General features: G+C 57.8%; 25 protein-coding genes. 15 read left to right on the forward strand and 10 right to left on the reverse strand.

What is annotated here, in order from left to right:
- Positions 1-279: 279 nt before the first annotated feature.
- The 5 genes from GBC55_RS12840 to dksA all read right to left on the reverse strand — a co-directional run bounded on the left by GBC55_RS12840 (position 280) and on the right by dksA (position 6,553).
- Positions 280-1,719: a sigma-54 dependent transcriptional regulator gene (locus tag GBC55_RS12840; protein WP_162437823.1), complete on the reverse strand. Its 1,440-nt coding sequence runs from the start codon at positions 1,717-1,719 to the stop codon at positions 280-282.
- A gap of 22 nt (positions 1,720-1,741) precedes the next feature.
- Entirely contained in the window at positions 1,742-4,696 is a 2,955-nt protein-coding gene (locus GBC55_RS12845) for a sensor histidine kinase (protein ID WP_162437824.1), read from the reverse strand.
- On the reverse strand, positions 4,680-4,856 hold the full coding sequence (locus GBC55_RS12850) for a hypothetical protein (RefSeq protein WP_003176118.1): 177 nt from the start codon (positions 4,854-4,856) through the stop codon (positions 4,680-4,682). The genes GBC55_RS12845 and GBC55_RS12850 overlap by 17 nt, the downstream gene beginning before the upstream one ends.
- Before the next feature lie 77 nt (positions 4,857-4,933).
- Positions 4,934-5,821, reverse strand: coding sequence for a tRNA glutamyl-Q(34) synthetase GluQRS (gene gluQRS / locus GBC55_RS12855; protein WP_162437825.1), 888 nt, complete (start codon positions 5,819-5,821; stop codon positions 4,934-4,936).
- A gap of 291 nt (positions 5,822-6,112) precedes the next feature.
- Positions 6,113-6,553, reverse strand: coding sequence for an RNA polymerase-binding protein DksA (gene dksA / locus GBC55_RS12860; protein WP_007902025.1), 441 nt, complete (start codon positions 6,551-6,553; stop codon positions 6,113-6,115).
- Between the two features lie 332 nt (positions 6,554-6,885).
- On the opposite strand from dksA, the gene GBC55_RS12865 reads away from it, so the two are divergent.
- Together GBC55_RS12865 and sfsA are read left to right on the forward strand one after the other, a co-directional pair.
- Positions 6,886-8,058: a pyridoxal phosphate-dependent aminotransferase gene (locus GBC55_RS12865; RefSeq protein ID WP_162437826.1), complete on the forward strand. Its 1,173-nt coding sequence runs from the start codon at positions 6,886-6,888 to the stop codon at positions 8,056-8,058.
- Positions 8,058-8,771 (forward strand): DNA/RNA nuclease SfsA, encoded by a 714-nt coding sequence (sfsA, locus tag GBC55_RS12870; RefSeq protein ID WP_162437827.1) that lies wholly within the window; start codon positions 8,058-8,060, stop codon positions 8,769-8,771. The genes GBC55_RS12865 and sfsA overlap by 1 nt, the downstream gene beginning before the upstream one ends.
- Here the strand turns inward: sfsA and GBC55_RS12875 are convergent.
- On the reverse strand, positions 8,768-9,085 hold the full coding sequence (locus GBC55_RS12875; RefSeq protein WP_162437828.1) for a Rieske (2Fe-2S) protein: 318 nt from the start codon (positions 9,083-9,085) through the stop codon (positions 8,768-8,770). The genes sfsA and GBC55_RS12875 overlap by 4 nt on opposite strands.
- 164 nt (positions 9,086-9,249) lie before the next feature.
- Here GBC55_RS12875 and GBC55_RS12880 point away from each other — a divergent pair, with 164 nt between their 5' ends.
- The 4 genes from GBC55_RS12880 to GBC55_RS12895 are packed head-to-tail and all read left to right on the forward strand — an operon-like array spanning position 9,250 to position 12,808.
- Positions 9,250-10,122 (forward strand): ABC transporter substrate-binding protein, encoded by an 873-nt coding sequence (locus tag GBC55_RS12880; protein WP_162437829.1) that lies wholly within the window; start codon positions 9,250-9,252, stop codon positions 10,120-10,122.
- On the forward strand, positions 10,119-11,156 hold the full coding sequence (locus GBC55_RS12885; protein WP_162437830.1) for an iron chelate uptake ABC transporter family permease subunit: 1,038 nt from the start codon (positions 10,119-10,121) through the stop codon (positions 11,154-11,156). The genes GBC55_RS12880 and GBC55_RS12885 overlap by 4 nt, the downstream gene beginning before the upstream one ends.
- Positions 11,156-11,923, forward strand: a complete 768-nt coding sequence (locus GBC55_RS12890) for a heme ABC transporter ATP-binding protein (RefSeq protein ID WP_162437831.1) — start codon at positions 11,156-11,158, stop codon at positions 11,921-11,923. Before GBC55_RS12885 ends, GBC55_RS12890 begins: the two co-directional genes overlap by 1 nt.
- A 21-nt stretch (positions 11,924-11,944) precedes the next feature.
- A complete protein-coding gene (locus tag GBC55_RS12895; protein WP_162437832.1) occupies positions 11,945-12,808 on the forward strand; it encodes a ChaN family lipoprotein in 864 nt (287 codons plus the stop codon).
- Between the two features lie 247 nt (positions 12,809-13,055).
- On the opposite strand, the gene GBC55_RS12900 is transcribed toward GBC55_RS12895, so the two are convergent.
- From GBC55_RS12900 to GBC55_RS12910, 3 genes are all read right to left on the reverse strand, one after another.
- Positions 13,056-13,328, reverse strand: a complete 273-nt coding sequence (locus GBC55_RS12900) for a TfoX/Sxy family protein (protein WP_007971093.1) — start codon at positions 13,326-13,328, stop codon at positions 13,056-13,058.
- Positions 13,329-13,571: 243 nt separating this feature from the next.
- Positions 13,572-13,916 carry a pentapeptide repeat-containing protein gene (locus tag GBC55_RS12905; RefSeq protein ID WP_162437833.1) on the reverse strand — a complete coding sequence of 115 codons (345 nt, stop codon included), beginning with the start codon at positions 13,914-13,916 and terminating at the stop codon, positions 13,572-13,574.
- An 88-nt stretch (positions 13,917-14,004) separates the two neighbouring features.
- Positions 14,005-15,561 carry a bifunctional aminoglycoside phosphotransferase/ATP-binding protein gene (locus GBC55_RS12910; protein WP_162437834.1) on the reverse strand — a complete coding sequence of 519 codons (1,557 nt, stop codon included), beginning with the start codon at positions 15,559-15,561 and terminating at the stop codon, positions 14,005-14,007.
- A gap of 117 nt (positions 15,562-15,678) precedes the next feature.
- Here GBC55_RS12910 and mrcB point away from each other — a divergent pair, with 117 nt between their 5' ends.
- The 3 genes from mrcB to GBC55_RS12925 are packed head-to-tail and all read left to right on the forward strand — an operon-like array spanning position 15,679 to position 19,092.
- Positions 15,679-18,003 carry a penicillin-binding protein 1B gene (gene mrcB, locus GBC55_RS12915; RefSeq protein ID WP_162437835.1) on the forward strand — a complete coding sequence of 775 codons (2,325 nt, stop codon included), beginning with the start codon at positions 15,679-15,681 and terminating at the stop codon, positions 18,001-18,003.
- A gap of 16 nt (positions 18,004-18,019) precedes the next feature.
- Positions 18,020-18,757 carry a hypothetical protein gene (locus GBC55_RS12920; RefSeq protein ID WP_162437836.1) on the forward strand — a complete coding sequence of 246 codons (738 nt, stop codon included), beginning with the start codon at positions 18,020-18,022 and terminating at the stop codon, positions 18,755-18,757.
- The gene (locus GBC55_RS12925) at positions 18,757-19,092 is read left to right on the forward strand and encodes a YqcC family protein (protein WP_162437837.1); all 336 of its coding nucleotides are present in this window, start codon (positions 18,757-18,759) and stop codon (positions 19,090-19,092) included. Before GBC55_RS12920 ends, GBC55_RS12925 begins: the two co-directional genes overlap by 1 nt.
- A 144-nt stretch (positions 19,093-19,236) precedes the next feature.
- Here the strand turns inward: GBC55_RS12925 and GBC55_RS12930 are convergent, their stop codons facing one another.
- The gene (locus GBC55_RS12930; protein WP_162437838.1) at positions 19,237-19,650 is read right to left on the reverse strand and encodes a DUF4124 domain-containing protein; all 414 of its coding nucleotides are present in this window, start codon (positions 19,648-19,650) and stop codon (positions 19,237-19,239) included.
- Positions 19,651-20,050: 400 nt separating this feature from the next.
- Between GBC55_RS12930 and GBC55_RS12935 the strand changes: the two genes are divergently transcribed.
- The 6 genes from GBC55_RS12935 to msrQ all read left to right on the forward strand — a co-directional run bounded on the left by GBC55_RS12935 (position 20,051) and on the right by msrQ (position 26,025).
- Positions 20,051-21,775, forward strand: a complete 1,725-nt coding sequence (locus GBC55_RS12935) for an acetolactate synthase 3 large subunit (RefSeq protein ID WP_162437839.1) — start codon at positions 20,051-20,053, stop codon at positions 21,773-21,775.
- Positions 21,776-21,777: 2 nt separating this feature from the next.
- Positions 21,778-22,269, forward strand: a complete 492-nt coding sequence (gene ilvN, locus GBC55_RS12940; protein ID WP_003176102.1) for an acetolactate synthase small subunit — start codon at positions 21,778-21,780, stop codon at positions 22,267-22,269.
- 48 nt (positions 22,270-22,317) lie between these two features.
- Positions 22,318-23,334 (forward strand): ketol-acid reductoisomerase, encoded by a 1,017-nt coding sequence (ilvC, locus tag GBC55_RS12945; RefSeq protein ID WP_007948647.1) that lies wholly within the window; start codon positions 22,318-22,320, stop codon positions 23,332-23,334.
- A 144-nt stretch (positions 23,335-23,478) separates the two neighbouring features.
- The gene (gene pssA / locus GBC55_RS12950) at positions 23,479-24,333 is read left to right on the forward strand and encodes a CDP-diacylglycerol--serine O-phosphatidyltransferase (RefSeq protein ID WP_162437840.1); all 855 of its coding nucleotides are present in this window, start codon (positions 23,479-23,481) and stop codon (positions 24,331-24,333) included.
- A 58-nt stretch (positions 24,334-24,391) separates the two neighbouring features.
- Positions 24,392-25,405, forward strand: a complete 1,014-nt coding sequence (gene msrP, locus GBC55_RS12955) for a protein-methionine-sulfoxide reductase catalytic subunit MsrP (RefSeq protein WP_162437841.1) — start codon at positions 24,392-24,394, stop codon at positions 25,403-25,405.
- A complete protein-coding gene (gene msrQ, locus GBC55_RS12960; RefSeq protein WP_162437842.1) occupies positions 25,405-26,025 on the forward strand; it encodes a protein-methionine-sulfoxide reductase heme-binding subunit MsrQ in 621 nt (206 codons plus the stop codon). Before msrP ends, msrQ begins: the two co-directional genes overlap by 1 nt.
- The last annotated feature ends 153 nt before the right edge of the window (positions 26,026-26,178 follow it).

Here is a 26,178-nt window from a genome sequence, read left to right on the forward strand (position 1 = left end):
TCTCGCCGTCTTGTTTTTATTGTGCGTGAGTCGATTCGTCTTATTTTTATTGTCTTGTGCATTGCTTGTTATTGTTCTTGTACCAAACATATAGCAGGGTGCGTGCCAACTTTTGCGAAGCCCAGCAAAACAAGGGGTTAGGCACTGGCGCGGGTATTTGCGAGGTCAAAAAAAGCCGGGGCTTCGTTACCGTAAGCCCCGGCTTCTGTTACGTGAAAAACCTGAGGTAACAGTTTTTTCACACAATCAGCTGTTACCTGCACATTCGAAAGGTGACGTTCAGCTTTCGCTGGCCACACCGGTCTTGCGCCGTGGAATGCCCAGGCGCTGACGACGTTCCCACAGGCATTTACGACTGACCCCGAGTTTGCGGGCCAGCTCGGTCTCGGTCATATGGTCCTGATGCTCGAGTACGAAGTGCTGGAAGTAGTCTTCCAGTGACAGGTCTTCCGTAGGCTCATGACTGGTGTTACTGGCGCTGCCGCCCTGTTGGGGTGCGAGGCCGATGAACTCATCGTCATCCAGATCATTCAGTTCGATGTCGATCCCCAGCAGTTCAGCGGAAATCTCCGGGCTTTCGCAAAGTATGACGGCGCGCTCTACAGCGTTTTCCAGTTCACGAACGTTACCCGGCCATGAATAGTGACGAATCGCTTGCTCGGCATCCGGCGCAAACTTCAGGTCGGTGCGGTTGACTCGCGCACTTTGTCGCGCCAGGAAAGCAGTGGCGATTTCGTTGACGTCTGCACCACGCTCGCGCAGCGCTGGCAATTTCAGGGCGATGACGTGGAGGCGGTAAAACAAGTCTTCACGGAACTGGCCGATCTTCGCCAGGCTCTTGAGGTCCCGGTGAGTCGCAGCGATCAGTCGCACGTCGACTTTCTGCGATTGCACGGAACCGACTCGGCGAATCTCGCCTTCCTGCAATACGCGCAATAGACGAGCCTGAGCTTCCAGTGGCAGTTCGCCAATTTCGTCGAGGAACAGCGTGCCGCCATCGGCAGCTTCCACCAGGCCGGCGCGACCGGCGCTGGCACCGGTAAACGCACCTTTTTCGTGGCCGAACAGCTCGGACTCGATCAGGCTTTCCGGAATGGCTGCGCAGTTCACCGAAATCATCGGTGCCTTGGCACGTTTGGACAGGTTGTGCAGCGCCCGTGCCACCAGTTCTTTACCGGTGCCGGATTCGCCCTGGATCAGGACATTTGAGTCAGTCGGGGCCACTTTGCGGATCTTGCTGTACAGATCCTGCATCGGGGGGCACGAACCGATGATGCCGATTTCGCCATTGCTGTTGTCGACACCTGTTTTTGCCGTGCCATTGCCCGCCTTGGCACTGGCAAGCTCACCCGCAGTGCTTTGCACCGATTGCCGATCACGCAGGATTCTTGCGACTGCCTGAAGCATTTCATCGTGATCGAAAGGCTTGGCGATGTAGTCCACCGCGCCCATCTTCATCGAGTCGACCGCTGAGCGCAGGCTGGCGTAGCTGGTCATGATCAGCACCGGCGTACCTTGGCCGAGCTTGATCAGCTCGGTGCCCGGCGCGCCTGGTAAACGCAGGTCGCTGACGATCAGGTCGAACGTGGGGATAGTGAAACGTTCTTGTGCTTCCTGCACAGAACCGGCTTCGCTGACCTGGTACTGGTTACGTTCCAGCAGGCGGCGCAAGGCGGAGCGGATAATTGTTTCGTCTTCGACGATCAAAATGTGCGGCATTGATTCGATACTCTCGACGGTCTCAGTTCACAGCGGACGTCGCTTCGACATGACGCGGCAAGGTCACCCGAATACGGGTGCCGCGTTGGCTTTGAACATCAGCCGGGCTGTCGATGGTGATTTGTCCATAATGCTCTTCAACGATGGAATAGACCAGTGCAAGGCCCAGACCGGTGCCTTCGCCAGGGTCCTTGGTGGTGAAGAAAGGTTCGAACAATCGGTCCATGATGTTCTTCGGAATGCCACTGCCTTCGTCTTCCACGATCAGGTCGACCGTGTGCTCGCCGGCTTCGCTTTTAACGCGCACTGCACTGCCGGGAGGCGAGGCGTCGCGGGCGTTTGAGAGCAAGTTGATCAAGACCTGGGCGAGTCGCTGCGGATCGCCTTCGACCCAGTGATCGGGGTCGCACAGGTTGTAGAACTGCACTTCGAAATTGCGTCTGTTGAGGGCCAGCAGGCCTATCGCGTCCTGGGCGACTTCCGCCAGACAGACGGGCTCGTCGCTGTGCTGGTGGCTGCCGGCATGGGCGAAGCTCATCAGTGACTGAACGATGCGCGACACCCGCTTGGTTTGCTCGAGAATCTGGCCGCTGATTTCCTTCAGCTCACTATCGTCCTCACGCTCTTCGCGCAGGTTCTGCGCCAGGCAGGCGATACCGGTGATCGGGTTGCCAATCTCGTGGGCCACGCCGGCGGCGAGTCGACCAATACTGGCCAGACGCTCGGAGTGCACCAGTTTGTCTTCGAGCATCTGGGTTTCAGTCAGGTCTTCTACCAACAGCACCAGGCCACTGTTACCCGGCGCGAGGGGCTCATCGATGGCGGCTTTGTGCAGATTGAGCCAGCGGGTCTGGCCGTCGAGCGCGAGATGCTGTTTGTGCAAGTGCTCGTCCGGCAGGTTGATGAAGCCTTGCAGCAGTTCTTTCCATGGATCGGCAATGGTGCTCAGGCGTGAACCGACCACGCGTTGGGCGGCAATTCCGGTGAGCTCCTCCATGGCTTTGTTCCACATCAGGATTTCCTGGTCCTTGGCGAGGGAGCAGACACCCATCGGCAACTCTTGCAACGTCTGGCGGTGGTAACGACGCAAAGCGTCCAGTTCCGCTGCCAGCCCGGTCAGACGCGAGTGGTAATCCTCTAAACGGCTTTCGATGAAGTGAATGTCTTCAGTCACGTAGTTTTCGCCGCCGGCCTTGTAAGGCAGGAAGGTTTCGACCATGTCCTGAGCGACGCTCGGCCCCATCAGGCCAGACAGGTTGGCCTCGATCCGATCCCTTAAACGGCGCAACGCGTACGGGCGGCGCTCATCGAATGGCAGGTAGAGATCGCGCAACGCCTGCTCGACTTCCTTTTGGGCAGCCTTCGCACCCAATGGTTTGGCCAGTTGGGTGGCAAATTCTTGTGGAGAGGCGGCGTGCAATTCGCGACGTTGCGGTCGGCGGACGTTGTCCACAGCGCAGGCTTCTGCAGCGCTGGCTTCTTCAGGACTGGCATTGGTGAACAGTGAAATCAGCGTGAACATCAGGACGTTGGCAGCCAGCGAAGCGATGGCCGCCATGTGCCAACTGGTGTCGTCCAGCACGTAAATCATGTTCAGGAGCGGAATATAGAAGCCCTGCAAATTGCCGACCAGCGGCAACAGCATCGTCACCAGCCACACCAGGATCCCGGCCAGCAAACCGGCGATAAAGCCGCGACGGTTGGCGGTCGGCCAGTACAGGACCGACAGCACACCTGGCAGGAACTGCAATGTCGCCACAAACGCGACGATGCCAAGGTTGGCCAGATCCTGCTCGGCGCCGAGCAGCAGATAGAAACCGTAACCGGCCATGATGATGGCGACGATCAGCGCGCGTCGCGTCCACTTCAGCCAGCGATAAATGTTGCCTTCGGCCGGCGGCTGGTAGAGCGGCAGCACCAGGTGGTTGAGTGCCATCCCGGACAGCGCCAGGGTAGTGACAATGATCAATCCGCTGGCGGCCGATAATCCGCCGACATACGCCAGCAGTGCCAAAGCCTTGCTGTTGGCGGCAATACCGATTCCCAGGGTGAAGTATTCCGGGTTAGTGGTGGCGCCAAGCTTCAGCCCGGCCCAGAGAATCAGCGGGACGGCCAGGCTCATCAGCAGAAGAAACAATGGCAAACCCCAGCTCGCACTGACCAGCGAGCGAGGGTTGAGGTTCTCGGTAAACGTCATGTGATACATGTGCGGCATCACGATCGCCGAGGCAAAGAACACCAGCAGCAGCGTGCGCCACGGACCTTCCTGCAACGGTGTATGCAGGGCAGCCAGCGCCGTCTGGTTTTGCAGCAGCCAAAGCTCAAGTTGCTGCGGACCATCGAACACGCCGTACAGCGCATAGAGGCCGACGCCGCCAATGGCGATCAGTTTGATTACCGACTCGAAGGCAATCGCGAACACCAGGCCTTCGTGTTTTTCGCGGGTAGCGATATGGCGTGAGCCGAAGAAAATGGTGAACAGGGTAATCAGCGCACAGAAGCTCAGTGCCACGCGATGTTGGACCGGCTCGCGAGTGAGAATGCCGATGGAGTCGGCCACGGCCTGAATCTGCAACGCCAGCAACGGCAGCACGCCAATCAACATGAAAATCGTCGTCAGTGCTCCGGCCCACGTGCTGCGAAAGCGGAACGCAAACAAGTCCGCCAGCGAAGACAATTGATAGGTGCGGGTGATTTTCAGGATCGGATACAGCAGCACCGGCGCCAGCAGGAAAGCGCCCGAAACACCGAGATAGCTGGACAGGAAACCGTAACCGTATTGATAGGCCAGGCCCACGGTGCCGTAAAAAGCCCAGGCACTGGCGTAAACACCCAGCGACAGGGTGTATGTCAGTGGGTGGCGAATGATCGCCCGGGGGATCATGCCCCGTTCGCTGATCCAGGCTACGCCGAACAGCACGGCCAGGTAGGCGGCGCTGATCAGGATCATCTGGGTCAGGCTAAAGCTCATCGGCATCTTTTTGGCTCTGCAGGATGAAGGTCACGACGATCAGAATCAGCCAGAGCAGATAAGGGCGATACCAGGCACCGGTGGCGTCGATCCACCAATCCATGATGGCTGGGGAGAACAGATAAATCCCCACTACCAGGAGCAGGACCAAGCGATAGATGTACATCCCGGCCTCTCTTTTTTATGCGCGTGCCCGAAAACGTGCGGCGATGGTAACGGATGGGCGCGCCACTGCAAGTGCGATCACTGCAGTTGCGCTTCGGGAAGGTCAAGTGTTCGCGGGATCAGCAGTGCATCCCAGTGGCCAATGGCCCAGTCCAGCACTTCCCTGGGCGTTGCGTACAACAATTCGGTCCCCGGATTTTGCCCGAGCGCGCGCAGGGCACGCAGCAACAAAGGTGTTGCCTGATCGGCTGTCAGGGGCGGAGAGCGGTAGGACTTGCCGAGCTTGTTGCCATCGGGCTGAGTGATCAGCGGGATATGCAGGTATTTCGGTTGCCGCAAGCCGAGCAGCTCTTGCAGGTAGAGCTGCCGGGGTGTGGAGTCCAGCAGGTCGGCGCCACGGACAATATCAGTGATGCCTTGCCAGGCGTCGTCCAGCACCACCGCGAGTTGATAGGCATAGAGTCCGTCGCGGCGGCGAATCACGAAATCACCGACGTCACGACCCAGGTGCTGGCGATACTCGCCTTGCACGCGGTCTATAAAGTGGTATTCCAGTTCGGGTACTCGCAATCGTATTGCTGCGTTTTCAGTGCTGTGCCCGGCATTGCGGCAGAATCCTGGATAAATGCCGTGATAAGGCTCCAGTTGTTTGCGCGAGCAGGTGCAGGCGTAAGCCAGGCCGTGGTTAAACAGACGATTGAGGACTTCGGCATAGGCGTCGTGCCGGTCGCTTTGGCGGATCATTTCGCCGTCCCACTCGAAACCGTAGCTCTCCAGGGCCTTGAGTATTGCAGCCTGAGCGCCGGGCTCTTCCCGAGGCGGATCGAGGTCCTCCATCCGCATCAACCACTGACCGCCCACCGAGCGGGCGTCGAGGTACGAGGCCAGCGCTGCGACCAGCGAGCCGAAATGCAGATGTCCGCTGGGCGTGGGGGCGAAGCGGCCGATGTAGGAGGTGGCGGTCATAAAGGCGATCTATGTTGTTGGGCCAGACGCAAATCACTTGAGGGCGGTGGCCTTCGTGGCGAGGGGATTTATCGGAATGCCGCACCACCCCGTTCTGCTGCGAAGCAGTCGCAAACCAGTAAATGCGCTCTATCTGATGCATCGCGATTACAGAGTTTGGGGCCGCTACGCGACCCACGGGGATAAATCCCCTCGCCACGAAGGTCCGCTCCCTCAAGGGAGGCCTGCTGGTTTGAATTTTGGAAACAAAAACGGAGCGTTCGCACGCTCCGTTTTTCGTTCAGGTCGACATTACTTGCCGACTTGCTTTTCCTTGATTTCCGCCAGGGTCTTGCAGTCAACGCACATATCGGCGGTAGGGCGGGCTTCCAGTCGCTTGACGCCAATCTCGACGCCGCAGGACTCGCACCAGCCATACTCTTCGTCTTCGATCAACTGCAGGGTCTTGTCGATTTTCTTGATCAACTTGCGCTCGCGGTCGCGGGCACGCAGTTCGAGGCTGAATTCTTCTTCCTGGCTGGCACGGTCTGCCGGGTCCGGGAAGTTGGCCGCTTCGTCCTTCATGTGATCAACCGTACGGTCGACTTCCTGCATCAAGTCCTGTTTCCACTTGTTCAGGATCTTGGTGAAGTGCGCGCGCATGGGCTTGCCCATGTATTCCTCACCCTTCACTTCTTTGTAGGGTTCGAAGCCGCTGATCGACTGGTTTTGCTGCTTTGCTTGGGTGGGCATGAAATGGACCGCCTCTACTCTTGTAATCCATTGCGCAGGATTGCTCCATCACCGACACCTGCCGGCCCTGCGGCTGCAAGCGGGCGAACTTACCAGATCAAATCGGACCGCGCTACTCCCGGATGTCGAGGTAATGGCCCGATGCTCTTGCAAATAGTTGCAAAGCCTTGTCTGGTGGTGCTGGAGACCTGATCAAATATTGATTTTAGTCAAACCTGGGATACACGCTTGAGTCGTTTGGGACCGGCGTTATGAGCGTCTGACCGCTTTAGGTTCTCGCTCGTTCCAGTGCTTGGGTAGAATCAGTTCTTTTTACCGTTGAAGGAAGGCCAATGGCTCAGTCCTACAGTGCCCGCAGTCGCGCGATCGAACCCTTTCATGTGATGGCGCTGTTAGCGCGGGCCAATGAATTGCAGGCCGCCGGCCACGATGTGATCCACCTGGAAATCGGCGAGCCTGACTTCACCACCGCCGAACCGATTATTCAGGCGGGCCAGGCTGCACTCACGGCCGGAAAGACCCGTTACACCGCCGCACGGGGTATTCCCGAACTGCGTGAAGCCATTTCGGGTTTTTATCAACAGCGGTATGGATTGAACATCGATCCGCAGCGAATTCTCATCACACCCGGTGGTTCCGGGGCGCTGCTGCTGGCCAGCGCCCTGTTGGTGGACCCGGGCAAACATTGGCTGTTGGCGGATCCAGGTTACCCGTGTAACCGGCATTTCCTGCGACTGGTGGAAGGTGCGGCGCAGTTAGTGCCCGTCGGCCCGGAGGTGCGATATCAATTGACACCTGACCTTGTGGCTCGTCATTGGGACCATGACAGTGTCGGTGCCCTCGTGGCCTCGCCTGCCAACCCGACCGGGACCATTCTGACCCGCGATGAGCTGGCGGGCTTGTCCGCTGCAATCAAGGCGCGACACGGACATCTGGTGGTTGACGAGATCTATCACGGCCTGACTTACGGCACCGACGCCGCCAGCGTGCTCGAAGTCGACGACAGCGCGTTCGTGCTTAATAGTTTTTCAAAGTATTTCGGCATGACCGGGTGGCGCCTGGGTTGGCTGGTTGCCCCGGAGGCAGCCGTCGGCGAACTGGAGAAGCTCGCTCAAAACCTCTACATCAGCGCCCCGAGTATGGCCCAGCATGCGGCGCTGGCTTGTTTTGAGCCTGCCACCATCAGCATCCTCGAAGAGCGCCGCGCCGAGTTTGGTCGTCGTCGTGATTTCCTGCTGCCTGCGTTGCGCGAGCTAGGTTTCGGTATCGCTGTAGAACCTGAAGGCGCGTTCTATTTGTATGCAGATATCACCAAGTTCGGCGGCGATGCCTTCGCGTTCTGTCGTCATTTTCTCGAAACCGAACATGTTGCGATCACCCCGGGTCTGGATTTCGGTCGTTATCAGGCCGGCCATCACGTGCGATTTGCTTACACCCAAAGCCTTCCTCGGCTGCAGGAAGCGGTCGAGCGGATCGCCCGCGGATTGCGGAGCTGGCAAGGCTGATGCGTTTTCATCCTCCCCTTGAAGAAGGTCGCCTGATTCGCCGTTACAAGCGCTTCCTCGCTGACATCGAAACTGTAGACGGCGAGTTGCTGACCATTCATTGCCCGAACACCGGCTCGATGCTCAATTGCCAGGTTGAGGGCGGGCAGGTCTGGTTCAGCCGCTCCAATGACCCGAAGCGCAAGTTGCCCGGCACCTGGGAAATCGGCGAAACCCCGCAGGGCCGGCTGTTTTGCGTGAACACCGGGCGCGCCAATGGTTTGATCGAGGAGGCATTGCGTGCCGGGGTCATCACCGAACTGAACGGCTTCACCGAGCTCAAGCGCGAAGTGGCTTACGGCCAGGAAAGCAGTCGCATCGATTTCCGTCTCGATTACCCGACTGGGCCGGCCTATGTGGAAGTCAAGAGCGTCACGCTGGGCTTTGATGGCTCATCGGTGGCTGCGTTTCCCGATGCGGTAACCCAGCGGGGTGCCAAGCATTTGCGCGAGCTGGCACACCTGGCTCGGGACGGGATCCGCGCGGTGCAGCTGTATTGCGTGAACCTGAGTGGCATTGATGCCGTGCGTCCTGCGCACGAAATCGATTCGGCTTATGCGGCAGCGTTGCGCGAAGCGGTGGCGTGCGGGGTCGAGGTGCTGGCATACGGTGTGAGATTGAGTCATGAAGAAATGGTGGTCGATCGACGTCTGGAACTAATGCTTGAAGATTAAAGGCTGATCCAGATGCCTTGTTCATCTTCGAGACTAGGGACGCTGGTCAGAAATTGTCCGGAACACGGGCCGGCGACGCACTCGCCGTCTTCGATCAGAAACAGTGCGCCGTGGGTGGCGCACTGGATCAGGCTGTTGCTCGGATCAAGAAACTGGTCGGGTTGCCATTCCAGTCCGACGCCACGATGCGGGCAACGGTTGAGGTAGACATAAACCTGTCCACTTCGGCGCACCGCAAGGAGCTTCTGGCCGTCAATGTCAAAGCCACGACTGCTGGAATCGGCGAGCTCCAGGCCCGCACAAAGAAACTTCATGTCTATCCTCAAGCACGCCTGCTCGTGACTGGATATGTCAGAGCTTGACGTTCAAATGCAAACAATTATCAAATGCCGGCTCCGCCCGTTGGGTGCAGGTGCCGACGCCGAGAATACTTGGCCTGTCAGCTCCACGCCTGGAAAAACTTTAAAGGAAGCTGTTTATGCGCCTGAGTCCCCGCGCTGCTGCGCTCTGTGTTGGCCTCCTCGCCAGCCACCACGTTGCCGCAACCGAGTTGCCACAACGTTGGGTCAGTGCCGGTGGCGCCCTGTCGGAGTGGGTCAGCGCGCTGGGTGGTGAGTCGAAGTTGGTCGGCGTCGACACCACCAGCCAGCACCCGGAGGCACTCAAGGCACTGCCGAGTATCGGTTACCAGCGGCAATTGTCGGCTGAAGGCATTTTAAGCCTGCGCCCGCAAATATTGGTCGGCACCGAAGAAATGGGGCCACCGCCGATACTGTCGCAGATCCGCAACGCGGGAGTGCAGGTCGAGCTGTTCTCAGCCCAGCCTGATTTGCCTGCCTTGCAGAGTAACCTGGAGCATTTGGGCAAGTTGCTGGGTGCCGAAGGCCGGGCTTCGAAACTGTTTCAGGCTTACCAGCAACAGCTTGATCAACAAAAGGTCCGGGTCACCAAGGCGCAGTTGAGTCAGCCGTCACCGGGTGTGCTGGTGCTGATCGGTCACGCGGGCGGCAAGCCACTGATCGCCGGCAAAGACACCAGCGCGGATTGGCTCCTGCAACGCGCCGGTGGGCATAACCTGGCGACGCATACCGGGTACAAGCCGTTTTCCGTCGAATCCCTGATCAGCCTGGACCCGGAAGTGCTGGTGTTTGCCGATCGCGCGCTGAGTGGCGAAGAGGCGCGTGCCGCCTTGTTTAAAGAAAACCCTATTCTGTCTTCGACACGTGCGGCCAAGGACGGGCGCGTCATCGAGCTCGATCCGACGTTACTGGTCGGCGGGCTGGGGCCGCGGTTACCCGATGAACTGAAAAAACTGTCTGACGGTTTCTTCCCCGGCACCGCCAAACAATGACGGTTCTGGTTAAACCGCGTGCATTGTTCATTGGCCTGAGCCTGCTGTGCTTATTGGCGATCTGGTTGTCGCTGGCGCTTGGGCCGGTCAGTCTGCCGTTGCTCGACACATTGCGCGTAGCGTTACGCATGATCGGCCTGCCCATTGCGCCAGACGGGCTGGAGCAGGCGGAGCTGATCCTTGGGCAAATACGCCTGCCGCGAACGTTGTTGGGTTTGGCGGTGGGAGGCGTGCTGGCGTTGTCCGGCGTGGCCATGCAGGGTCTCTTTCGTAACCCACTGGCCGATCCGGGGTTGGTGGGCGTTTCCAGCGGCGCGGCGCTCGGCGCGGCGATTGCCATTGTCGGTGGTTCGGCGTTTGGCGGTCTGCCGGAGGCTTTCGGGCCTTACCTGTTATCGCTGTGTGCCTTTCTCGGCGGCCTGGGTGTGACGGCGCTGGTGTATCGGCTGGGTCGGCGTAACGGTCAGACCAACGTTGCAACAATGTTGTTGGCAGGCATTGCTTTGACTGCTCTGGCGGGATCTGCCGTTGGGCTTTTCACCTATCTGGCGGACGACGCCACCCTGCGTACCCTGGCGTTCTGGAACCTGGGCAGCCTCAACGGCGCCAGTTATTCGCGACTTTGGCCATTGCTGTTGATCAGCGCCGGTGTGGCGCTGTGGCTGCCACGTCGTGCCAAAGCCTTGAATGCATTGTTACTGGGAGAGTCCGAAGCCGGGCACCTGGGCATTGACGTTGAAAGGCTCAAGCGCGAGCTGGTCTTCTGCACGGCGCTGGGAGTAGGGGCAGCTGTGGCGGCGGCAGGAATGATTGGCTTTGTCGGGTTGGTGGTGCCGCATCTGGTGCGTCTGCTGGCCGGACCTGATCATCGAGTGCTGTTACCCGCCTCGGTGTTGGCCGGCGCCAGTCTCTTGCTGTTTGCTGACCTGGTAGCGCGGCTGGCACTGGCGCCTGCCGAGCTGCCCATTGGCATTGTTACGGCGTTCATTGGTGCTCCGTTCTTTCTGTACCTGCTCCTCAGAGGACGCGCCTGATGCTGCGAACGCAAAATCTGCAAATCCGCCGCGGCCGCAAGACCGTGCTGATGGATATCACGCTTGAACTCAAACCGGGGGAAGTCCTGGGTGTGCTGGGACCTAACGGTGCCGGCAAGAGCACCTTGCTTGGCGCCTTGTGTGGCGAGTTGAAGGCTGATCACGGAAACATCTGGCTGGGTGAGCATGAGTTGAGTCACTGGACCGGGGCGTTGCGAGCCCAGCGTCTGGCGGTATTGCCGCAGGTGTCGACGCTGGACTTTGCCTTTCGGGTCGAAGAAGTGGTCGGCATGGGGCGTTTGCCTTATCAGAGTGGTCGTGTCCGGGATGACGAGATTGTCGCGGCGGCCTTGAACGCCGCCGATGCCGGGCATTTGCATGGCCGCAGTTACCTGGCGCTGTCCGGAGGTGAGCGTCAGCGAATACATCTGGCGCGGGTGTTGGCACAGCTCTGGCCAGGTGAAGCGGGGCAGACCTTGCTGCTCGACGAGCCCACGTCGATGCTCGATCCGTTGCATCAGCACACCACACTGCAAGCTGTGCGCGAATTCGCCGATCGTGGTGCGGCGGTAATGGTGATCCTGCATGATCTGAACCTGGCAGCGCGCTATTGTGATCGACTGTTGCTGCTCGAAGGCGGACGACCTGTTGCGCTGGATACGCCGGAACGGGTGTTACGTCCTGATCGACTCCAGGCAGTGTTCGGTCTGGAAGTGCTGGTGCAGCAGCACCCGGAACGTGGGCATCCGCTGATCATCGCCCGCTAGATCTGTTACTGGGGGGAATCCATGCGCGTAATGCTGATACTGGGATTGTTATTGCTGAGTGCCTGTACGCATGTTTCGGCGCCGCCACCTGTGGTGGGTGAGATTCGCGACTTGCACAGTGGTCAGGCTGTGACGCCGCAGGCGCTGATTGCGGCGTTGGCCAAGTCTTCTCGACTGATCGTGGGTGAGCAGCATGACAACCGCGATCACCATGAGCTGCAGTTGTGGTTGTTGCAGTCGTTGGGGGATAGGCGGCCTCAGGGCAGTTTGCTGTTGGAGATGCTCACACCGGATCAGCAACCTCGTGTTGATGAAGTGCGTCACGCCGCGACGCCGCCGAAGGATCTGCCTGGATCTCTGGCCTGGCAGTCTGGCTGGGAGTGGGACCTGTACGGGCCTATCGTTCGATTTTCCCTGACTCAACCGTACCCATTGCTGGCGGCAAATCTGGACGTGCCTGAAGTCCGTGCCATCTACGCAAACCCACCCACGCTGAGCGGTTCGCGTTCCAATGCATCGTCCGTGAGAGACGAGCTTCTGAAACAAGTCAGCGACTCGCATTGTGGACTGTTACCCGCGTCGCAAATGCCGGCAATGCTGGCGGTTCAGCAGCAGCGCGATCGACGCATGGCCGAGCGCTTGCTCGCTGCCCCCGAGCCTTCGGTGCTGTATGCCGGAGCTTTTCATGCGCGCAAGGATGTTGGTGTGCCTATTCATCTGCTCGATCTGGGAGCCCCCGAGGCGCCGACAGTATTGATGCTGGCTCAGCAGGGTAGCGAGGTCACGTCGCAGATGGCTGATTTCGTTTGGTACACCCCGAAAATGCCAACCCCGGATTACTGCGAGCAGATGCGAAAACAGTTCGGCAAGCCGTCGAAGAAGTAAGTCTGTACGGGGTTTTTTGACAGGCAAAAAAAGACCCGGCAAGAGCCGGGTCAAATAACCGTGATTAGCCTGATGAGGAGATATCTGAGAGTCCGAACCAAGGGCTGTTCAAATATCGACCAGTCTCGCGACTGGTTGTGATAATCATAGCGATTCTCATTACCATGTCAACAGCTGATTTTTCGTTGCCTTTGAATTTCCCAGAAAATCATCCGAGAGGCCCGTAATCATTGGGCTCCACGTCTATTCAATTTTTGTGACGGGACGAAATAGCCTCCAGTTGCTTGTTCAACGCTTCCTTTCGTTCTGCAGGAATGTCGTTCCAGTGCACATCCATCAGGGCGCCTTCGATTGCATACAACAACACCTTGGACGCCCGAAACCCGCGCGTACGCACGGCTCGATAGGCATCCACCGCCCCGAGGCGACGCAAGTCCGAGGCGCTGTGGATGCCCACGGCATGCAGCCATTGCGCCGACGTCTTGCCAAGATTCTTCAGGTGTTGCAGTTCATCATTCATCAAGCCTCCTTGCGACGGCCGAATGGTGCGTGGGCAAGCTTCTCAGGAGTGTAGCCATCAGTAGGAAAAGCGTGATTCTTTGGTCGGTTTCAGGGCAAATGCTTCTAAGAAACGTTGGCGCCGAGTCCAAGGAAATACGTGAATCGAATCGAAAGAGGGTGCCGGAATCGAGTGGATCGGATGTTACGACCCATAGTCCAGCGCAAAGCGGGGGCGCTGGACCGTTCGGTTAACAGGTCGTTTTTAGCGAGTGCGATATCGCAGACGGGTTCCGAAGTTCATCGACATAAGGATCTCGTCCGCACTCAGTTCTGCGGGGAAATAGGCACCGGAAATCTGCGCGTGGGCCAGGCTGGCGCCTTCGAGTGAGGATTTGCGAAAGTCGATGCCGCGCAAGTCGGCGGAGCGAAAATAAGCGTCGGTGAAGTCGACACCTTCGGCATTCAACTCACGCAGGTCCAGGCCGCGGAAGTCACCACCGATCATGTCGATGGTTCCTTCCTTGGGGCGTTCATTGTTGAAACCTGTGATGTCGTCTTTGTGCAGCAAGGCATAAAGCGGAGTGTCGAGGAGTTTGGGCTGGCTCATGTCACATCACCTGTTGGTTTTATGACGCCAGTATAGTGCCACTATTTGACAGCCGTGAAGCCACGCAGGCCCCACGGCTGAAATATCCTTACAGGCCGGGCAGTCGCTGGCGAATTTGCGCTACGACAGTGTCGAGCGTCCCGCTTTCGTTGGTTTGAACTCGTTTGCTGCACAGAATCTCTGCAGGTGTCAGGGCTTCGCGATTGGCCTGCTGATCGGCGATTACCGCGAGGTCAGCGTCGGAAGGGTCGGTTTTATCGGCTTGGCGCAATGCCAACCACCCCTCGATGACCGCTTGTGGGGCGTTGCAATCAAGGATCAAAAATGGCGCGCCAGTGGACTCGGCGATTTTCGCTGCGCCGTCGCGTTGCTCACGCTTGAGGTAAGTGGCGTCGACTACGACAGGGAAGCCGGCACGCAGGATCACGGCCGCGATTTCATGCAGGCGTGTATAGGTTGCGGCGCTGGCGTCGGCGCTATAAATGCCGGCATGCGGATCGTTTGTCACGGTCTGCTCGCCGAACAGGCGCTTGCGTTCCACATCGGAGCGCAGGCGAATCGCGCCCAGTGCTTCCACCAGGCGCATTGCCACACGGCTCTTGCCGACAGCAGAAACACCGTGGGTGATGGCCATGAAACGCGAAGGAATGGTGCTGTAGCTTTCAGCCAGGTTGGCGTAGTTGCGATATTGACGCAGCGTTGTCGCGCGCTGCACAGGGTCGGCTTCGGCCGGCATGCTGAACAGGGTGACCTTGGCACGAACCAGCGCGCGGTAGGCCTTGTAGAAGTTCAGCAGTTCAAGGCCCTGGTAATCGCCAGTCAGTTCCAGGTATTGGCTGATGAAACGGCGCGCCAGACTTTTCAGGCCGCGGTCTTCAAGGTCCATCGCCAGGAAACCGGTGTCGGCGTAGACGTCGGTGAAGCGGAACGGCTCGTTAAATTCGATGCAGTCGAAGATCACGACTTTGCCGTCAATCAGGGTGGCGTTACCCAGATGGATATCACCGTGGCATTCGCGGATAAAACCGTCGGCCTTGCGCTGGGCAAACAGCGGTTTGAGGCGTTCGAAGCTGCTTTCCGCCCAGGCTTGAAGGGCATCAAGTTGCAGCAGATCGGCCTTGTCGCTGAGGAATGGACGGATTTGCTCGAAGTTCTGACTGACAGGGGCCATCACGCTGTCCGGCTGACCGGCTTCATGTTCGGCGGGGACCTTCGGCGCGTTGAGGTGGAAATGAGCAATTTGCGCGGCCATCTCGTCGATGTGCGCGGTGGTCAGTTCACCATTGGCCTGCAGCGTGCTCAGCAGATTAGCCTGCGGAAACTGGCGCATTTTCAGGGCGAATTCGATGGCCGGTCCTTCGCCACCCAGTTGGGGGGCATCTGCGCTGCCAGTTATCGGCAACACTTCAAGATACAAATCGCTGGTCAAACGTTGGTTAAGTCGCAGCTCTTCGCCGCAAAAATGCTCGCGAGCGTCGAGACTGGTGAAGTCGAGGAAGCCGAAATTCATGGGCTTCTTCACTTTATAAGCAAACGGGCCGGTGAGCAGGACCCAGGAAATGTGGGTCTCGATGACCTGGAACCCTTCTACGGGATGCGGGTAGAGGGCCGGGTTTTGCAGGGCAGCGATCAGGGACTGGCTCACAGGCGATCCTTCAGAGTCTGGGAAAATTCACGGTCGCCATTATGGCCGCAAGTCCGCCCGACGCAAACCTCGGAGGGCTTCTGTTGAGTATGAATAAAGTGCGTATAATCCGCCGCCATGACTCGTACTCGATCCCCCCGCACTCCAAAAAAACCACCTTCCAAGGGCATGCGCCCCTGGCTGGGATGGGCCCTTAAACTCAGTCTGGTCGGCCTTGTGGTGCTCGCCGGTTTCGCGGTTTACCTCGACGCCATCGTCCAGGAGAAGTTCTCTGGCAAGCGCTGGACAATCCCGGCCAAGGTCTACGCCCGCCCGCTGGAACTGTTCACCGGCCAGAAGCTGAGCAAAGAAGATTTCCTCACCGAACTGGACGCTTTGGGCTACCGGCGCGAAAGCGTGAGCAATGGGCCGGGCGCTGCGGCGGTCAATGGCAACACTGTCGACCTGAACACCCGTGGCTTCCAGTTCTATGAAGGCATGGAGAAGGCCCAACCGGTGCGTGTCCGGTTCTCGGGTGACTATGTCGCCGAGCTCTCCGCGACGAACGGTTCGAAGCTGTCCGTTGTCCGGCTTGAGCCGCTGATGATCGGTGGGATCTATCCGAAAAATCTCGAAGACAGGATTCTGATCAAGATCGATCAGGTCCCGCCGTACCTGCTGGAAACCCTCGTCGCAGTTGAAGACCGGGATTTCTACAGTCACTGGGGCGTTTCGCCCAAGTCGATCATGCGAGCCCTTTACGTCAACACCTCTGGCGGCAGGATGACGCAGGGCGGCAGTACGCTGACGCAACAATTGGTCAAGAACTTCTACCTGACCAGCGAGCGCAGCCTGTCTCGCAAACTCACCGAAGCCATGATGGCGATGTTGCTTGAGTTGCATTACGACAAGCGGGAAATTCTTGAGGCGTACCTCAATGAAGTGTTCGTCGGTCAGGATGGGCAGCGCGCGGTGCACGGTTTTGGCCTGGCCAGTCAGTTCTTCTTCGGGCAGCCGTTGTCCGAGCTGAAACTGCATCAGGTTGCGTTGCTGGTCGGTATGGTCAAGGGACCGTCCTATTACAACCCGCGTCGCAATCCTGAGCGCGCGCTTGAGCGGCGAAATCTGGTGCTCGACGTGCTTGAGCAGCAAGGCGTTGCCACCGCCGAACAGGTCGCTGCAGCGAAGAAAATGCCACTGGGTGTGACTACGCGCGGCAGATTGGCTGATAGCTCGTTCCCGGGTTTCATCGATCTGGTCAAGCGTCAGCTGCGCCAGGATTATCGTGACGAAGACTTGACTGAGGAAGGCCTGCGGATTTTCACCAGTTTCGACCCGATTCTGCAGATGAAAGCTGAAGCATCGGTCAACGATACGTTCAAGCGTCTGTCCGGGCGCAAAGGGGCCGATGAAGTTGAAGCGGCCATGGTCGTGACTAACCCGGAAACAGGTGAAGTCCAGGCCATGATCGGCAGTCGGCAGGCCAGTTTTGCCGGTTTCAACCGCGCACTGGATGCGGTCAGGCCGATTGGCTCGCTGATAAAGCCGGCGGTTTATCTGACCGCCCTTGAGAAGCCAAGCCAGTACACGCTGACCAGTTGGCTGTCCGATGATGCTTTTTCCGTCAAGGGGGCTGACGGTCAGGTCTGGAAGCCGCAGAACTATGATCGCCGCTCCCATGGCACGGTTTTCCTTTATCAAGGGTTGGCGCATTCCTACAACTTGTCGACCGCGCGTCTTGGGTTGGCGGTGGGTGTACCCAACGTGCTCAAGACGCTGGCGCGCCTTGGAGTGACTCGTGAATTTCCGGCTTTCCCTTCGATGTTGCTCGGGGCGGGAGGTTTGACTCCGATCGAAGTCGCGACCATGTATCAGACCCTGGCCAACGGTGGTTTCAATACGCCGATGCGCGGGATTCGTAGCGTGCTGACTGCTGAAGGCGAGCCGCTCAAGCGTTACCCGTTCCAGATCGAGCAACGCTTCGATCCGGCGTCCATTTATCTGATTCAAAGCGCCATGCAGCGGGTCATGCGTGAAGGTACGGGCAGTTCGGTTTACAACGTGTTACCGAAAACCCTGACGCTGGCCGGCAAGACCGGTACCAGTAACGACTCTCGAGACAGCTGGTTCGCAGGGTTCAGTCAGGACTTGCTGGCGGTGGTGTGGTTGGGGCGCGATGATAACGGCAAGACGCCGTTTACCGGCGCTACCGGTGCATTGCAGGTCTGGTCCAGTTTCATGCGCAAGGCCGATCCGTTGCCGTTGGACATGCCGCAGCCCGACAACATCGTGCAGGCGTGGGTCGATTCGCGCACGGGACAGGGTTCGGATGCCAGCTGCCCAGGCGTCGTGCAGATGCCGTATATTCGCGGCAGCGAACCACCTCCTGGTGCCGCCTGCGGTGGCGAAAGCCCTGCTTCTGGCGAAACGGTGATGGATTGGGTCAAAGGCTGGATGAATTAAGCAAAGAGGGTTTCAAGTGAACAAGTGGTTGATTCCAGCGGTTACCGCCGTGGCTTTGCTCAGCGGTTGTTCCACCGTGCAGCGTGGTTCGATTCCGGTAGTGGATTCGGGCAGCGCCGTGTCGAACAGCGAACGTATTCAGACAAATGGCGGTTTCCGTCAGACGACAGTGAAACGTCCTGCACAAGCCCAGGCCCAGGCGATCCCGCAAGGTGATACCGGTGTAGTGGTCATGGTGCCCGGTGGCGGGGCGGTAGCATCGGCGCCGATCAGTACGTCGCCGATCACGCCTGGCCCTATTACTCCGGGGCCGATCGACACTTCGCCAGTGCAGTCGGCGCCGATCAATCAGGGTAGCTACAGCATGCCGTCGACGCCGAGCGGCATTCCCTCCGCCAGTACGGGAGGGGGCTTGTCTGCTGATGAGCAACTGGATGGTCCGGTATTGGCGCTGTTGACGACCGCGCAGCAGCAACAGGCCGGTGGTGATCTGAACGGTGCGTCGTCCAGTCTTGAGCGTGCTCAGCGAGTGGCGCCTCGGGAACCGCAGGTGCTTTATCGTCTGGCTCAGGTCCGCATGGCCCAAGGCGATGCGGCACAGGCTGAGCAGTTCGCGCGACGTGGCCTGACCATGGCCAACGGTCGTCCGGATCTTCAGGCCAGTTTGTGGGGGTTGATCGCTCAGGCGCGTGAAAAACAGGGCGATTCCGCTGGCGCCGCATTGGCCCGTCAGAAGGCCAAGGTTTCGCTGTGATGGACGAACGCTTCCCGAAGATCGCCGAACAGTTGCTGTTGATCGAGCGCGAGTTGCGTGTTCAGGGCTGGTGGGACGAGGTTTCTCCATCGGTCGAAGCGCTTTCCAGTGTCGAGCCCTTTTCGGTCGACACCCTGGATTTCGAGCAATGGCTGCAATGGATCTTCCTGCCGAGGATGAAAGTGATCCTGGAGCAGGATCTACCGTTGCCCAATGCCTCGGGGATTCAGGAAATGGCCGAGATGGTTTTCGCTGCCCGTAACGTCCAGGGCAAAGATCGTCAATTGCAGGTGCTGCTCAAAGAGTTCGACCTGCTGATCACGGCCTCGCGATAAGGCCGATTCATTGTTGGATCTGTAAGGCTTGTAGGAGCTGTCGAGTGAAACGAGGCTGCGATCTTTTGATCTTGTTCTTGAAAAGCAAAATCGAATATCACAGCCTCGTTTCACTCGGCAGCGCATACAGCTATCTATCCGCACCTATTGGCAGTTCTCCGCAATCTGTTTCTGTGCTTCGCTTGTTCGCTCCTGGCGCTGTTGATCGGTCAGGCGACGCATCTCGCCATCCACATCCTCTCGTAACCTTGGATTGTTCTGCAGTTGAGCAAGGTTGGTGCGTGCCTGTTCGCAGAACACTTTCAACTGGGCCTGTTGATCAGCGACCTGCTCTTTCACCGATTTGTCGATTGCCTGCTGATCGCCTATGACGTTGCTGCGTGCAGGTAGCGTCGATTTGCTTGCAGGCGCAGAGGGCGTGACCACTGTTGTCGACGCCTGGCCTTGGGGTGGTTGAGCGTCGAAATGGGTAACGCCTTGGGCGTCGACCCATTTATAGATTTGACCGGCCATACACAAAGGGCTGATCAACAGACTGACCATCAATAAAGTTCGCATGCCATTTCCTTGCCATGAGTTGCGCAATTGAAGCTAACACAGTTGCTGTTTAGCGGTTTTTTCTTGCTTTCTCATGCGCTTACTTCAATAAAGCACATAGACGACTTGACTTGGAGAGGGCGAAACAGAAGAATCCAAAGTCCGCTGTAGAGGGACTGCCAGAAGCAGACCCACTCAGCAGATCATGAGGCGCACATCCGCGCCGACCTGTTACACCCGCAACGCGTTACCTCGCGCTGGGTGGGAAAGGCCCGCAACACTTGGGACGATCCCAATACTTGCTCAGTCAGTGCTGACGTAGTCGGCGACCACCGTCGCTCATGCTCTGCTGAGAAGTAAACCTATTAAGACCCGTCCTCTTTGATGTGGGCGGTATTCTGGCGTTTTAGAGGTGAACAACGTGGAGCTTTTATCTGGCGGTGAGATGCTCGTCCGCTTTTTGCGTGACGAAGGCGTCAAGTACATCTACGGGTACCCGGGTGGTGCTCTTCTTCATGTTTACGATGCGCTGTTCAAAGAACCGGAAGTGACTCACATCCTGGTTCGTCACGAGCAGGCTGCGACCCATATGGCTGACGGCTATGCCCGCGCAACCGGTAAAGCCGGTGTGGTGCTGGTAACTTCCGGGCCGGGCGCAACCAATGCCATTACCGGTATTGCCACGGCGTACATGGACTCCATTCCGATGGTGATCATTTCCGGCCAGGTGCCTAGCACTATGGTAGGCACCGATGCATTCCAGGAAACCGACATGATCGGTATCTCCCGGCCGATCGTGAAGCACAGCTTCATGATCAAGCATGCTTCGGAAATCCCGGAAGTCATGAAGAAGGCGTTCTACCTGGCGCAATCCGGTCGTCCTGGTCCGGTCGTTGTCGATATCCCGAAAGACATGACCAACCCGGCCGAGAAGTTCGAATACATTTTCCCGAAAAAAGCCAAGCTGCGTTCCTACAGCCCGGCTGTCCGCGGTCACTCCGGGCAAATCCGCAAGGCAGCAGAGATGCTCCTGGCAGCCAAACGTCCTGTGTTGTATGCGGGCGGCGGCGTGATCCTTGGTGGTGGCTCCGCGCCGCTGACCGAGCTGGCGAAGATGCTTAACCTTCCAGTGACCAATACCCTGATGGGTCTCGGTGCCTACCCTGGCACGGACCGTCAGTTTATCGGCATGCTCGGCATGCACGGCAGCTACACCGCTAACCTGGCGATGCACCATGCCGATGTGATCCTTGCTGTTGGCGCTCGTTTCGACGATCGCGTGATCAATGGCCCGGCCAAGTTTTGCCCGAACGCCAAGATCATTCACATCGACATCGACCCTGCTTCGATTTCCAAGACTATCAAAGCCGACGTGCCTATCGTTGGCCCGGTCGAGAGTGTCCTGACCGAAATGGTCGCGATTCTCAAGGAGATCGGCGAGACCCCGAACAAGGAGTCCGTTGCCAGTTGGTGGAAGCAAGTTGACGAATGGCGCGGTGACCGCGGCCTGTTCCCTTATGACAAGGGCGACGGCAGCATCATCAAGCCGCAGACCGTGATCGAGACCCTGTGCGAAGTGACCAAGGGCGATGCCTATGTCACCTCAGACGTGGGTCAGCACCAGATGTTCGCCGCGCAGTACTACAAGTTCAACAAGCCGAACCGCTGGATCAACTCCGGTGGCCTGGGCACCATGGGGTTCGGCTTTCCAGCGGCCATGGGGATCAAGTTGAGCTTTCCGGATGATGACGTCGCCTGTGTGACGGGCGAGGGCAGCATCCAGATGAACATTCAGGAGTTGTCGACCTGCCTGCAGTACGGTTTGCCGGTAAAAATCGTCATCCTGAACAACGGTGTGTTGGGCATGGTTCGCCAGTGGCAGGACATGAGTTATGGCAGTCGCCACTCGCATTCCTACATGGAATCGTTGCCTGACTTCGTCAAGCTGGCAGAGGCCTATGGTCATGTTGGCGTACGCATCACCGACTCGAAAGATTTGAAGTCGAAGATGGAAGAGGCGTTCGCCATGAAAGACCGTCTGGTGGTTATCGATATCTCGGTGGACACCAGCGAGCACGTCTATCCGATGCAGATCAAAGACGGCTCCATGCGCGATATGTGGCTGAGCAAGACGGAGCGTACTTAATCATGCGGCACATTATTTCCTTGCTTCTGGAAAACGAACCTGGCGCTCTGTCTCGTGTAGTCGGCCTGTTCTCGCAGCGCAACTACAACATCGAAAGCCTGACAGTGGCACCGACCGAAGACCCGACACTGTCGCGTCTGACGTTGACCACGGTTGGTCATGACGAAGTGATCGAGCAGATCACCAAAAACCTGAACAAGTTGATTGAAGTGGTCAAATTGGTCGACCTGTCGGAGAGTGCTCACATCGAGCGCGAGCTGATGCTGGTCAAGGTCAAGGCCACCGGCGCCCAGCGCGCCGAGATCAAGCGCACTACCGATATTTATCGTGGGCAGATCGTCGATGTCAGCGCCAGCGTGTATACCGTTCAACTGACCGGTACCAGCGACAAGCTCGACAGCTTCATTCAGTCCATTGGCACTGCCTCGATTCTGGAAACCGTCCGCAGTGGCGTGACCGGGATTGCTCGCGGCGACAAAGTACTCAGCATCTAAACCAAATTAGTGAATGGCCTGAACGGCCTGGATATATAGGGGAATTTCATGAAAGTTTATTACGAAAAAGACTGCGACCTGTCGATCATCCAGGGCAAGAAAGTTGCCATCATTGGTTACGGCTCCCAGGGTCACGCTCAAGCGTGCAACCTGAAAGACTCCGGCGTTGACGTTACCGTTGGCCTGCGTAAAGGTTCGGCTACCGTTGCCAAGGCAGAAGCCCACGGCTTGAAAGTGACCGACGTTGCTTCGGCTGTTGCTGCTGCCGACCTGGTCATGATCCTGACCCCGGACGAGTTCCAGTCCGCTCTGTACAAGAACGAAATCGAGCCGAACATCAAGAAGGGCGCCACCCTGGCCTTCTCCCACGGTTTCGCGATTCACTACAACCAGGTTGTTCCGCGTGCCGACCTCGACGTGATCATGATCGCGCCGAAAGCACCGGGTCACACCGTGCGTTCCGAGTTCGTCAAAGGCGGCGGTATCCCTGACCTGATCGCTATCTATCAGGATGCTTCCGGCAACGCCAAGAACGTTGCGCTGTCCTACGCTGCTGGCGTTGGCGGCGGCCGTACCGGCATCATCGAAACCACTTTCAAGGACGAAACCGAAACCGACCTGTTCGGCGAACAAGCCGTTCTGTGCGGCGGTACCGTTGAACTGGTAAAAGCCGGTTTCGAAACCCTGGTTGAAGCTGGCTACGCGCCGGAAATGGCTTACTTCGAATGCCTGCACGAACTGAAACTGATCGTTGACCTCATGTACGAAGGCGGTATCGCCAACATGAACTACTCGATCTCCAACAACGCCGAGTACGGCGAGTATGTAACGGGTCCGGAAGTAATCAACGCCGAATCCCGTCAGGCCATGCGCAACGCCCTAAAACGTATTCAGGATGGCGAATACGCCAAGATGTTCATCAGCGAAGGCGCGACCGGCTATCCTTCGATGACCGCCAAGCGTCGTAACAACGCCGCTCACGGTATCGAAATCATCGGTGAGCAACTGCGCTCCATGATGCCGTGGATCGGTGCCAACAAGATCGTCGACAAAGCCAAAAACTAAGTCGCACGGTTGAACGGAAAACGCGGCCTAGGCCGCGTTTTTTCGTTTGGGAGTCCGGTTCTGGTATAAAGCTGCATCGTTTGTGGCCGAACCGTCGTCCCAGACACTTGTCGAAACTTTCCACCCTGTTGCAAGGTAATGTCCATGAGCGAACGTCCCGAAGAGCCAAACCAGGCTTCTGACGCCGAAAGCCTGCTGCCCATCGATGAACATATCGAAGAAGGGCATGACGCTGAAGGTCGTAAAGTCCGGCATCGTGGTATCTATCTTCTGCCGAATCTTTTCACTACTGCGAATCTGTTCGCAGGGTTTTATTCCATCATCAATTCGATGAGCGCCCAGGCGGCATTGAGTGCGGGTGATTCAGTCAATGCGAGCAAGTATTTTGCTTTCGCTGCGATTGCGATCTTTGTCGCCATGGTCCTCGACGGGCTTGATGGCCGTGTTGCTCGCATGACCAATACACAAAGCGCTTTCGGCGCCGAGTACGACTCTTTGTCGGACATGGTTGCCTTTGGTGTTGCGCCGGCATTGCTGGCGTTTGGCTGGGCGTTGGGCGACATGGGCAAGGTTGGCTGGATGGTTGCCTTCATCTATGTAGCTGGCGCTGCTTTGCGCTTGGCACGCTTCAACACTCAGGTTGGCACTGCGGATAAGCGCTACTTCATCGGTCTGGCCAGTCCGGCTGCTGCGGGTGTAGTTGCTGGTATTGTCTGGGCCTTCAGCGATTACGGCATCCAGGGCTCCAAGATGTCTTTCCTGGTGGCATTGATGGTTGCCGCTGCCGGTATGCTGATGGTCAGTAACATCAAGTACAACAGCTTCAAGGAGCTGGATCTGAAGGGGCGTGTCCCTTTCGTGGCGATCCTGGCTGTGGTCCTGGTATTTGCCGTTGTGTTCAGTGATCCGCCGCGCATTTTGCTGCTGGTTTTCCTTGCCTATGCAGCCTCTGGTCCGGTGCAATATCTCTTAAGACTTCGCCGGCACAAGAACGCGTAACATCCCTCATACTCCGCAGTCTATTGGTGTATCTGTTCTCCAATACTGCGGAGTAGCCATGCTGATCAAAGTCCCTAAAGCGTCCGACTGCTCTGAGTCTGACGTTACGCCTGAATCCCTCTATCTTTCCCGTCGCAATGTGCTCGGTGCTGCCGTGGCCGGCCTGGCTGTGAGCAGTCTTCCTCGCTGGGCTTCTGCTGATGAGGCTGCGCGGTATGCCGGCGTCGAGCCTGGCAAGGCGCCTTCCTGGTTTGCCGACAAGCTACCGTCCACTAAATGGGGGGCGGTGAACGTCAAGGATGAGGCTATCACCCCGTTCAAGGACGCGACCCACTACAACAACTTCTATGAATTTGGTACCGATAAAGGTGATCCGGCGGCGAATGCCGGTGCGCTGAAGACCGAGCCATGGAGCGTCGTGGTGGATGGGGAGGTGGGTAAGCCGGGGCGGTATGCACTGGAAGATTTCATGAAGCCCTACCATTTAGAGGAGCGGATATACCGACTCCGCTGTGTGGAGGCGTGGTCGATGGTCATTCCCTGGATCGGATTCCCCATTTCGGCGTTACTCAAAGAAGTCGAGCCAACCTCCAGCGCCAAATACATCCGCTTCGAAACCCTGCAGGACCCCACGAGCATGCCGGGCCAGCGTTCCGGTTTTGCGTTGATCGACTGGCCTTATATAGAAGGGCTGCGCCTGGATGAGGCGATGAATCCGTTGGCGATTCTTGCGGTGGGCATGTATGGGCGAGAGTTGCCTAATCAGAACGGTGCGCCGCTGCGTTTGGTGGTGCCCTGGAAGTACGGCTTCAAGAGCGTCAAATCCATCGTGCGTATCAGTCTGGTGAGCGAGCAGCCGAAAACGACCTGGCAGAGTATCGCTGCCGATGAGTATGGCTTCTATGCGAATGTGAATCCCGAAGTAGATCATCCTCGCTGGACCCAGGCACGCGAGCGCAGATTGCCGAGTGGTCTGTTCAAACCCAATGTGCGCGACACCCAAATGTTCAACGGCTATGCGGATGAAGTCGCTTCCTTATATGCAGGGCTCGATCTGCGGAAGAATTACTGATGCGTTATCCGTTCTGGCGTATCGGGATTTTCATCGCTGCGGCGATGTGGCCTGTACTTTGGCTTTATCAGGCTTGGGAGGATGTACTGGGTCCTGATCCCGGGAAGGTGCTGGTCGACCGCTTGGGGCAGGGAACGCTGGTGTTGCTCCTGATTACCTTGAGCATGACGCCTTTGCAGAAGCTTACCGGTTGGGCGGGGTGGGTAGCTGTACGGCGTCAACTGGGTCTTTGGTGTTTTGCATATGTGGTGCTGCATCTGAGCGGCTATACCGCTTTTATCCTCGGGTTCGATTGGTCGCAGCTGGGTGTCGAATTGCGCAAGCGGCCTTACATTATTGTCGGAGTGCTGGGGTTTCTCGGTTTGTTGGTGTTGGCAGTGACCTCTAATCGGTTCAGTCAGCGCCGTTTGGGGGGGCGATGGAAGAAGCTGCATCGCCTGGTCTATGTGATCCTCGGGCTTGGCTTGCTGCATATGCTGTGGATCGTGCGCGCTGACTTGAAGGAGTGGGTGATCTACGCCTCTATAGGCGTACTGCTATTGGTGATGCGAATCCCCTGTGTAAGCCGCCGAATTCCACGATTAACCAATAAAAAGGGATCTTCTGCACGAAAGGCGTAATTAAGGGTTGACGGCAGATTCAGGATGTCTATAATTCGCCCCACTTCCGGCGCAGTCGAAACGGAAAACTCCTTGGTAAACAAAGAGTTACGCAGTTTTCGGCAGTGAGTTGCTTCAGGTCATCGAAGCGCGAAAGGAGTTGAAAAAGAGGTG

This window comes from Pseudomonas sp. TNT3 (assembly GCF_010095445.2).
In the GTDB taxonomy this organism is placed as follows: Bacteria; Pseudomonadota; Gammaproteobacteria; order Pseudomonadales; family Pseudomonadaceae; genus Aquipseudomonas.

Excerpts from the sequence above, each read along its gene's own strand:
- GBC55_RS12840 (WP_162437823.1), bottom strand. The coding sequence starts at position 1,719 with ATGCCGCACATTTTGATCGTCGAAGACGAAACAATTATCCGCTCCGCC.
- GBC55_RS12845 (WP_162437824.1), bottom strand. The coding sequence starts at position 4,696 with ATGCCGATGAGCTTTAGCCTGACCCAGATGATCCTGATCAGCGCCGCC.
- GBC55_RS12850 (WP_003176118.1), bottom strand. The coding sequence starts at position 4,856 with ATGTACATCTATCGCTTGGTCCTGCTCCTGGTAGTGGGGATTTATCTG.
- gluQRS (WP_162437825.1), bottom strand. The coding sequence starts at position 5,821 with ATGACCGCCACCTCCTACATCGGCCGCTTCGCCCCCACGCCCAGCGGA.
- dksA (WP_007902025.1), bottom strand. The coding sequence starts at position 6,553 with ATGCCCACCCAAGCAAAGCAGCAAAACCAGTCGATCAGCGGCTTCGAA.
- GBC55_RS12865 (WP_162437826.1), top strand. The coding sequence starts at position 6,886 with ATGGCTCAGTCCTACAGTGCCCGCAGTCGCGCGATCGAACCCTTTCAT.
- sfsA (WP_162437827.1), top strand. The coding sequence starts at position 8,058 with ATGCGTTTTCATCCTCCCCTTGAAGAAGGTCGCCTGATTCGCCGTTAC.
- GBC55_RS12875 (WP_162437828.1), bottom strand. The coding sequence starts at position 9,085 with ATGAAGTTTCTTTGTGCGGGCCTGGAGCTCGCCGATTCCAGCAGTCGT.
- GBC55_RS12880 (WP_162437829.1), top strand. The coding sequence starts at position 9,250 with ATGCGCCTGAGTCCCCGCGCTGCTGCGCTCTGTGTTGGCCTCCTCGCC.
- GBC55_RS12885 (WP_162437830.1), top strand. The coding sequence starts at position 10,119 with ATGACGGTTCTGGTTAAACCGCGTGCATTGTTCATTGGCCTGAGCCTG.
- GBC55_RS12890 (WP_162437831.1), top strand. The coding sequence starts at position 11,156 with ATGCTGCGAACGCAAAATCTGCAAATCCGCCGCGGCCGCAAGACCGTG.
- GBC55_RS12895 (WP_162437832.1), top strand. The coding sequence starts at position 11,945 with ATGCGCGTAATGCTGATACTGGGATTGTTATTGCTGAGTGCCTGTACG.
- GBC55_RS12900 (WP_007971093.1), bottom strand. The coding sequence starts at position 13,328 with ATGAATGATGAACTGCAACACCTGAAGAATCTTGGCAAGACGTCGGCG.
- GBC55_RS12905 (WP_162437833.1), bottom strand. The coding sequence starts at position 13,916 with ATGAGCCAGCCCAAACTCCTCGACACTCCGCTTTATGCCTTGCTGCAC.
- mrcB (WP_162437835.1), top strand. The coding sequence starts at position 15,679 with ATGACTCGTACTCGATCCCCCCGCACTCCAAAAAAACCACCTTCCAAG.
- GBC55_RS12925 (WP_162437837.1), top strand. The coding sequence starts at position 18,757 with ATGGACGAACGCTTCCCGAAGATCGCCGAACAGTTGCTGTTGATCGAG.
- GBC55_RS12930 (WP_162437838.1), bottom strand. The coding sequence starts at position 19,650 with ATGCGAACTTTATTGATGGTCAGTCTGTTGATCAGCCCTTTGTGTATG.
- ilvN (WP_003176102.1), top strand. The coding sequence starts at position 21,778 with ATGCGGCACATTATTTCCTTGCTTCTGGAAAACGAACCTGGCGCTCTG.
- ilvC (WP_007948647.1), top strand. The coding sequence starts at position 22,318 with ATGAAAGTTTATTACGAAAAAGACTGCGACCTGTCGATCATCCAGGGC.
- pssA (WP_162437840.1), top strand. The coding sequence starts at position 23,479 with ATGAGCGAACGTCCCGAAGAGCCAAACCAGGCTTCTGACGCCGAAAGC.
- msrP (WP_162437841.1), top strand. The coding sequence starts at position 24,392 with ATGCTGATCAAAGTCCCTAAAGCGTCCGACTGCTCTGAGTCTGACGTT.
- msrQ (WP_162437842.1), top strand. The coding sequence starts at position 25,405 with ATGCGTTATCCGTTCTGGCGTATCGGGATTTTCATCGCTGCGGCGATG.